The organism is Pseudomonas sp. EA_65y_Pfl2_P74 (genome assembly GCF_963970575.1).
Taxonomy (GTDB): domain Bacteria; phylum Pseudomonadota; class Gammaproteobacteria; order Pseudomonadales; family Pseudomonadaceae; genus Aquipseudomonas; species Aquipseudomonas baetica_A.
The window spans coordinates 86,501-93,921 of the sequence record NZ_CAXAOQ010000029.1 but is presented as its reverse complement, the minus strand read 5'-3'; the positions used below and the strand labels follow the sequence as shown (position 1 = coordinate 93,921).

Sequence of the window (7,421 nt, the reverse complement as noted above, 5' to 3'; positions counted from 1 at the left end):
TGATCACGGTGCGAGTGCGATCAACCTCGGCTACCTGACGCATCCACGCCCGAGCGGTGGGCAACCGCGCGGCGAAGGTTTCGAATTGCGCACCGACCGCCATGGCGCGGTGCGTGCCGGTGCCGGTCTGCTGATCACCACCGAGCCACGTCCAAACGAGTCGAAACACCACAAGGATCTGCCGGAAACCGCCGAGCGCCTCGCCACCGCGAGCGATCAGCAGGACGGCTTTGCGGTGCAGGCCAAGGAGTTGCAAGCGCAGGAAGCGGGCGATCAGGACGACGTGGCCAAAGCCTTGCACGCCCAGCATCAAGGCGTGCTCGGCAGTGGCCCGGCGAACATGACCGCCAATGAGTTTCCGGAATTCACTGAACCGCATCTGGTGCTCGCCAGCCCGGCCGGCATCGCCCTGACCACGCCGCGCTCCAGCCACATCGCCACCGGCGAACACCTGGCATTGAGCAGCACCGGTCACACCAGTCTTTCCATCGGCAAGCGTCTGCTGGCCAGTGCCAGTCGCGGCATGCGCCTGTTCGTGCAGAGCATGGGTTGGCGTCTGGTGGCCGCGTCCGGTGACATCGACGTGCGTGCGCTAAAGGACAGCATCAACCTGCTGGCCAAACTCAACATCACCGCCAATGCCGACCGCATCACCATTGCCGCCAAGACTGAGTTGGTGATCCAGGGTGGTGGCAGTGCCACGACTTACAACGCTGGTGGCATTACTCACGCTACCAGCGGCCCGTACACGGCCCATGCGGCGAACTTTGCCTACACCGGTGCGAAAAGTCTGGCCGGGGTATTCCCGGAACCGCCGAAACCGGGCAAGGGCAACCTCGAATTGTTCAACCAGTACGCCGGGCGTCAGGGCATCAAGGAAGGCGATTACGAAGTCATTGATGCCTTGGGCAAAAGCATCAAGGGCAAGCTCGATGGCAAAGGTTTCGCCAGCGTCTCTGGCGCAGCACCGGGCCCGGCGCGGGTGCTCTTCGGCAAGGATCCGGCGGACACCTGGAGCGATGGCAGTTACATCGGTAAGCCGGAATGGCCGTTGAATCCGCCGGGGGCCGAAGACGTGCCGAGCCAAGTGCAGGCGATGGTCGCACAGGTGTTGCCGAGCAAGAGCTGGGACATGCTGGAGAAGGGTAAGGACATGGCACAAACAGGGATGAGTGCGGTGCAGACCGCGCAGGGCGCAATGCAAACGGCGCAGCAGGTGAAAGGCGCTGTGCAGGGCGGAGTGGCTGGATTGCCGAAACTGGCGAGTGCCGCCATGCCGAGTGCGTCGAGCATCCTCGGCGCCGCGAGCAAGGGCGGCCGATTGCCGACGCTTCCCGCACCAACGCTGCCAAAACCTTCCTTGAAAACCCCGGGCCTGTTGGCGGGTGAGATGCTGTCATGACCACTGAAAATGCTGTTGTAAAACGTGAACCTCAAGTTGCCATCGTTCCCCTGAATGCCATCGACATTCAGGATGTTGCCAGCGGTGCGGCAACCTTCGACGCCTGGCTTCAATCCGCCAGTGGCGGCGTGGTCACTCTTGATCGAATCAAGAACGTCGCCGGCGCATTACCCGTGGTGGGCAACATCATGGCGTTGGTCGATGCGCTGGGTGACATCGTCACCCTGTCGAATGCCCAGAAGCGCGACCTGCTGGCGTGGGCCAGTCTGGGCATCAACCTGATCGGTGTTTTGCCGCTGCCACCGGCGATGGCGGCAGCCCGTATGACGTTGCGCCCAACACTGTTTCTGGTGCGTCAGGAGATGAAGGCCAGCAGCAAGATGCTGCTCAGTGCATCTGTGATCGAGGTGCTGGTCGGGCACCTGAACGCCTCTATCATCGGCACCCTCGACGACTTTGTTGAACAGGCCAAAGGCAAGTTGCCCGGGATTCTCGCGGACGCTGGCAAGCTGGGCGAAGACGTTATTAACGAGATCGCCAAAGGTCTCGAAACCGTTGCTAACGGTAAGCTCGACGCCAAGGGGGACGTCCAGGCCGCCAGTCAACAAATCAGCGCTGCGGGGGATCAGTTACTGAGCGACCCTCTCGCGGCAATTGGCAACATTTTCGGGGCTACCGCGAGTGCTTATAAAGCGGCTGGCAAGGGGCTGGCCAACAGCGCTGCCGATCATCTGCTACCCGACGAGATCAAAAAACAGGTTGCTACCGAGACCGCAAAACTGCGCGCCATGGGACCGGAACTGCGTACCCAGTTGAGCAAGTTGGACGACGAATCGGTTCAGAACTCGATTGGCTGGTTGCTGCTGATTTTGTCCAGTGCAGTCACTCTTTGGCGTAAGCGCAATGCTCATGGACAGAGTGCCGGAGTCAAGCCGGATCAGACCAGTCAGGCCCAGCACACAGCCTCAGAAGGTGGTCTGGGTGCGACGAGCCAACAAGCTGCTGCAACCAAAGCCCCCAAACCGAAGAAAAACGGCACATGCACCAGTACCTGCCACAGCATCAATTTTGCATTGGGTTCGGAATCCCTCAGCCATAGCGATTTCAGCTTGCCCGGGCCGTTCCCGGTCGAGTGGAATCGCATCTATAACTCGCGCCTTGGGGAGTACGATCAAGGCGACCTTGGTGCTCGCTGGGTCACGAAATTCACCACACGGTTTGACTGCGTGGATGATGGCCTGACGTTCTATGGTGCTGATGGTCGAAACCATAGCTATCCACTGCCCAAGGTTGGGCTGTTCCACTACGACCCCATCGAGAACATCACTCTGGTTCGTGCCAGCGAAGATCAGTTGATGCTGTGTCGTGGTTTTGAACGCAAGGAAACCTATGTGCGCCGTAACCAGCGTTATGTGCTTACCAATATTTCGCTGCGTAATGGCGCCGGCATCATGCTGCATTACGAACATCGCCATGGTGAACAGTCGGTGCTCTCCGATCTGATCACATATCAGGAAAACGACTACACCAAGGTTCACCTGCACCTCGGCACGATGATCGACGATCACGGCCGGCTGTCCGGCATCTGGGAAATCCGCGACGGTGAGCCACAACGGCAACTCTGTGCGTACCAGTACGACGCTTATGGCGATCTGATTCAGGCACAGGACGAGAACGGCGCTGTCTGGTTGTACCAATACCAGCATCACCTGATCACCCGTTACACCGACCGCACCGGTCGCGGCATGAATCTGGAGTGGGACGGCCAGGGCGCCAAGGCTAAAGCCGTACGCGAATGGGCGGACGACGGCAGCTTCGACACACGTCTGGAGTGGGACGAAAACATTCGTCTGACCTACGTCACCGACGCGCTCGGCAATGAGACCTGGCACTACTACGACATCCTTGGCTACACCTACCGAATACAGCATGCCGATGGCCTGTCCGAGTGGTTGTTCCGTGACGAAGCCAAGAACGTCGTGCGTCACGTGCATGCAGACGGTACGACTGATCGTTACAGCTACGACGAGCGCAGCAATTTGCTTGAGCACATCCGCGCTGATCACACCGTAATACATTTTGCCTACGACGATCAGGACATGCTGATCAAGATCAGTGATGCCGAAGGTGGGCAATGGCAACGCGCCTATGACGATCAAGGCAATCAAGTCGAAGCCGTCGATCCTTTGGGAAACAAGACGGAATACGCTTACAACAAGGCTGGACAACCGACCGCGATCAAGGACGCCAACGGCAACGAAAAGACGCTGGACTACAACGACGCCGGGCAACTGGTCGAATACGTCGATTGCTCGGGCAAGACCAGCGCTTGGGAATATGACGAACGAGGGCAGATGATCTGTTTCACCGACGCCGCCGGAAACGCAACCGAGTACGAATACAAGGCCGGGCAGCTGGTGCTGATCAAGCACCCGGACAAAACTGAAGAGCGTTTCGAGCGTGATGCCGAGAGTAGATTGTTGGCACATGTTGATGGTCTGGATCGTTGTACCACATGGAGCTACAACGCTAGTGGCCGGATTGCCGAGCGAGTTGACCCTGCCGAGCAAACTTTGCGCTATCGCTGGGATCGCATCGGTCGATTAACTTCCTTGGAAAACGAAAACGAACAGCGCGCTCACTTCCACTACGACCCCGTAGGCCGACTGCTTGAAGAAAGCGGATTCGATGGGCGCTCCACGCGTTATCAATACGATCCACTGACCGGTCGCTTGGCCCAGTCCGCTAATGGCGAGCGCGTGATTGAGCTGACCTTCGACCCGATGGGCCAGATGACCGAGCGCCGTGCTACTTTGGGCGATCAGTCGCAAAGCGAAAAGTTCGCCTACGACGGCAACGGCAATATGGTGTTGGCCTCCAACACCGACAGCCACCTGCAATGGTTTTATGATCCAGCAGGTAATATTCTGCGTGAGCATCAACACTATCTAGGTCTGGAAAAACCATTGGTTGCGGTCTGGCAGCACGAATACGACCTGCTTAACCATTGCGTCGCCACGACCCGCCCTGACGGCCATCGTGTCAGTTGGCTCACTTACGGCAGTGGTCACTTGCTGGGTATGCGACTGGACGAACATGAGCTAATCGGTTACGAGCGCGATGATCTGCACCGCGAAATCGCACGCCATCAAGGCAACCATCTGCTACAAATCCAGAGTTGGGATCCTGCTGGTCGATTGCAGGAGCAACTGCTGGGACGCAGGGACGACAAGTCCACGCTGCTGAAACGCGAGTACAAATATGATGCTGCCGGACAATTGACTGACATCAATGACAGCCGGCGCGGCTCACTTTCTTATCGTTATGATCCTGTCGGCCGGCTGCTTAGTGCCACCAGCCGTCAAGGCGTGGAAACCTTCGCCTTTGACCCGGCCGGCAACTTGCTGGATGATAAACAGGCTGAAATTCGCCGCCCACTGGATCTGACCCCCCGGCGCAGCAAACTGGTCGACAACCTGCTACGCGAATACGCCGGCACCCACTATAACTACGATGAGCGTGGCAACCAGATTCAACGCTGGCACAACGGTCAGCGCAGCGATTTGAAATGGGATCTGTTTGATCGACTGGTGAGTTTCGAAGATCCGCGCCTTTGTGTGGATTTCGCTTACGACGCGTTGGGAAGGCGCCTCCACAAAAACTCCCACGCCCACTACAAACAGCGCCCTGAAGCCGGTTCTCTCTGGAACCGCAACGAGCATGCCCGTAAACAGCTTGAACTGGGGTGTGGCTTCACTCTGTACGGCTGGGACGGCGACAACCTCGCGTGGGAAAGCAGCCCAGCGCAGAGCGATGGCCAACCGGGTCGCACGGTTCACTACATCTTTGAACCAGGTACCTTTGTTCCTGTTGCCCAAGCGGTGCGGCATGCGCCGATTGATCTTGTGGGGCAGCCCAATTACAGCGGTGAGTACAGTCTTGATGATGACCCGTTATGGGGTCACAAGGCTATATCTATGCCGTTTGATGCGTTGGCTTGGTATCAATGCGACCACTTGGGCACACCGCAGGAACTGACGGATCCGCAAGGCAACATGGCCTGGAGTGCGCAATACAAGGCGTGGGGGCAGGTGACGGAGCAGCGCTCTGAATGGGCGCGGCAACATGGCGTGATGAATCCGATACGATTCCAAGGGCAGTATCACGATCATGAGACTGGACTGCATTACAATCGGTATCGATATTACGACCCTGCGGTAGGAAGGTTCATCAGCAGAGATCCAATAGGATTTGCTGGCGGCATCAATTTTCATCAGTACGCACCGAACCCTACCGAGTGGATTGACCCACTGGGGTTAGCGAGAAAGGCTCCCTCGAAGTTTGCCAAGCGGGACGGTGATGGAGCGAGTGCTGCTGATATTGCAGCGAGTAAGGTTGATGGTGGGCATCGTCGAGGCCAAGATGCATGTCGTGAGGAGCTTTTGGAGGAGAGCGGCTCGGATGACTATGTATGTTGGCGGTGCGGTAGTACCTCGAAAAACCCTAAAGATATGCATTTGGGGCACACCAATGTCCCTACTTCCAAGGGCGGCAACCTTGCGAAGGTTAACATCGCTCTCGAAGGCGCTTCCTGTAACCTTAGTGCCGGTAGTAGCGGCTATGTTAAAGAAGGCATGTCTTGTGTTGAACGTGGAAGTTGTGGAGCACCTTATGGTCGATGATCAAGCAGCGGAACTTATTCGGGTATATGCGGGAAAAAACTCAAAAGGGCCGGTATTTGAACAGCTACCTGCTCGAAAAATTGATGAGCATACGTATGAATTGCTTTCTTCTCCGGGGCTAGCGTTGAATCTGGCGAGAGGGGATGTGATTTCTTTAAAAAATCCTCAGACACACGCCGAGGTTATAAAGAGAGGTGGTAATTTCTGTATCCATATTTACTCCAAGCACATTTCACCTGAGCGGCTGGAGATGCTTGAAACGGAGGTAGCGAGGGAGCTTAGCGGCACCTTGGACGGCATATATAAAGGGAATTTGTCGTTGGCTATTCCTGCAGAAAATGGAATGGATAATATTGCAAGTTTTTTTAACGAGTTTTACGAGGAAACTGGGATCCAATGGTATTACGCAAATATCTACAAAAATATCGATGACGTAGAAGACGAGACGCTGCTCAACTGGTGGCTGGATAGTTAGTTTAAAATAGCTTCTCAATTTCCAAGCTCAGGAACAAACACTCGTTCACCGAATTGAGGCTCCCATACCAGGAAAGGCCCGCTGAGAAAAGGCCATCGACATTGCAATACACCCAATCTCGGCGGGCAACGAATCCAAGATCTTTCGGGAGTAAAAGTCCAACACCGCAGCCCGGAAACCAGCCACTGTGGGATCGGACATTGGATCGAAAGGAAAGGATAGATATGAGCGAACATGAACCGCCGTATCCTGACGGCACACAGAATGCGATTTGCGAGAAGTACGGAATGTCAGCGTTGGCTCCTGAAGAAATGGTCGCCTTGTCCATCGAATCTCTCGGGAAAACACCTATTTACGGCGCCCGTATTCAATTGCCGGAAAATGGGAATGTCAGCTGGTTCATTCACTGCGGCACGCATTCGACAGCGATAGATTTTTACCAGCCGATTTGTATTGAACATTTACCCGAAGTGCTACCGATGGTTATGAAGTATCTGTGTTTGCCCACGGGCGCAAAATTCATCATCGATACCCAAGGGTACGAAGACGTCTGGATGGCTGAGTAACTTGGTCAAAGGAGTGACAACATGAAAGACGCAATTCGTCTTGGCGACTCCACCACACACGGTGGCAAGGTGCTCGAAGCTTTCTCCCGAACCGACCTCAACGGTAAGCCGATTGCCGGGGTCGGTCACAAGGTCAGTTGCCCGTTATGCAAGGGGATTTTCCCAATTGCCGAGGGCAGTAGCACCTACACCGTCGATGGTGTGCCCATCGCGCTGGACGGTATGAAAACCGCCTGTGGTGCTGCGCTGATTGCCAGCGGCCCGAAAGGGGCGGTTGTCAGCTGAATCAATATTTT

5 protein-coding genes are annotated in these 7,421 nt (G+C 56.1%); all 5 read left to right on the top strand.

Features of this window, described 5'->3' with window-relative positions; all coding sequences use genetic code 11:
• On the top strand, window positions 1-1,402 hold a 1,402-nt coding region (locus AACY18_RS21860), incomplete at its 5' end, for a type VI secretion system Vgr family protein (protein WP_339466084.1).
• Window positions 1,399-6,084 (top strand): RHS repeat-associated core domain-containing protein, encoded by a 4,686-nt coding sequence (locus AACY18_RS21855; RefSeq protein ID WP_339434291.1) that lies wholly within the window; start codon window positions 1,399-1,401, stop codon window positions 6,082-6,084. The genes AACY18_RS21860 and AACY18_RS21855, both read left to right, overlap by 4 nt.
• The gene (locus AACY18_RS21850) at window positions 6,074-6,559 is read left to right on the top strand and encodes a DUF4265 domain-containing protein (RefSeq protein WP_339434292.1); all 486 of its coding nucleotides are present in this window, start codon (window positions 6,074-6,076) and stop codon (window positions 6,557-6,559) included. The genes AACY18_RS21855 and AACY18_RS21850 overlap by 11 nt, the downstream gene beginning before the upstream one ends.
• Window positions 6,560-6,783: 224 nt before the next feature.
• The gene (locus AACY18_RS21845) at window positions 6,784-7,125 is read left to right on the top strand and encodes an immunity protein Imm33 domain-containing protein (protein WP_339466082.1); all 342 of its coding nucleotides are present in this window, start codon (window positions 6,784-6,786) and stop codon (window positions 7,123-7,125) included.
• 21 nt (window positions 7,126-7,146) lie between these two features.
• Window positions 7,147-7,410, top strand: coding sequence for a PAAR domain-containing protein (locus tag AACY18_RS21840; protein WP_096821618.1), 264 nt, complete (start codon window positions 7,147-7,149; stop codon window positions 7,408-7,410).
• Window positions 7,411-7,421: the final 11 nt, after the last annotated feature.

Coding starts and splice junctions, on each gene's coding strand:
- AACY18_RS21855 (WP_339434291.1), top strand. CDS start 1,399: ATGACCACTGAAAATGCTGTTGTAAAACGTGAACCTCAAGTTGCCATC.
- AACY18_RS21850 (WP_339434292.1), top strand. CDS start 6,074: ATGGTCGATGATCAAGCAGCGGAACTTATTCGGGTATATGCGGGAAAA.
- AACY18_RS21845 (WP_339466082.1), top strand. CDS start 6,784: ATGAGCGAACATGAACCGCCGTATCCTGACGGCACACAGAATGCGATT.
- AACY18_RS21840 (WP_096821618.1), top strand. CDS start 7,147: ATGAAAGACGCAATTCGTCTTGGCGACTCCACCACACACGGTGGCAAG.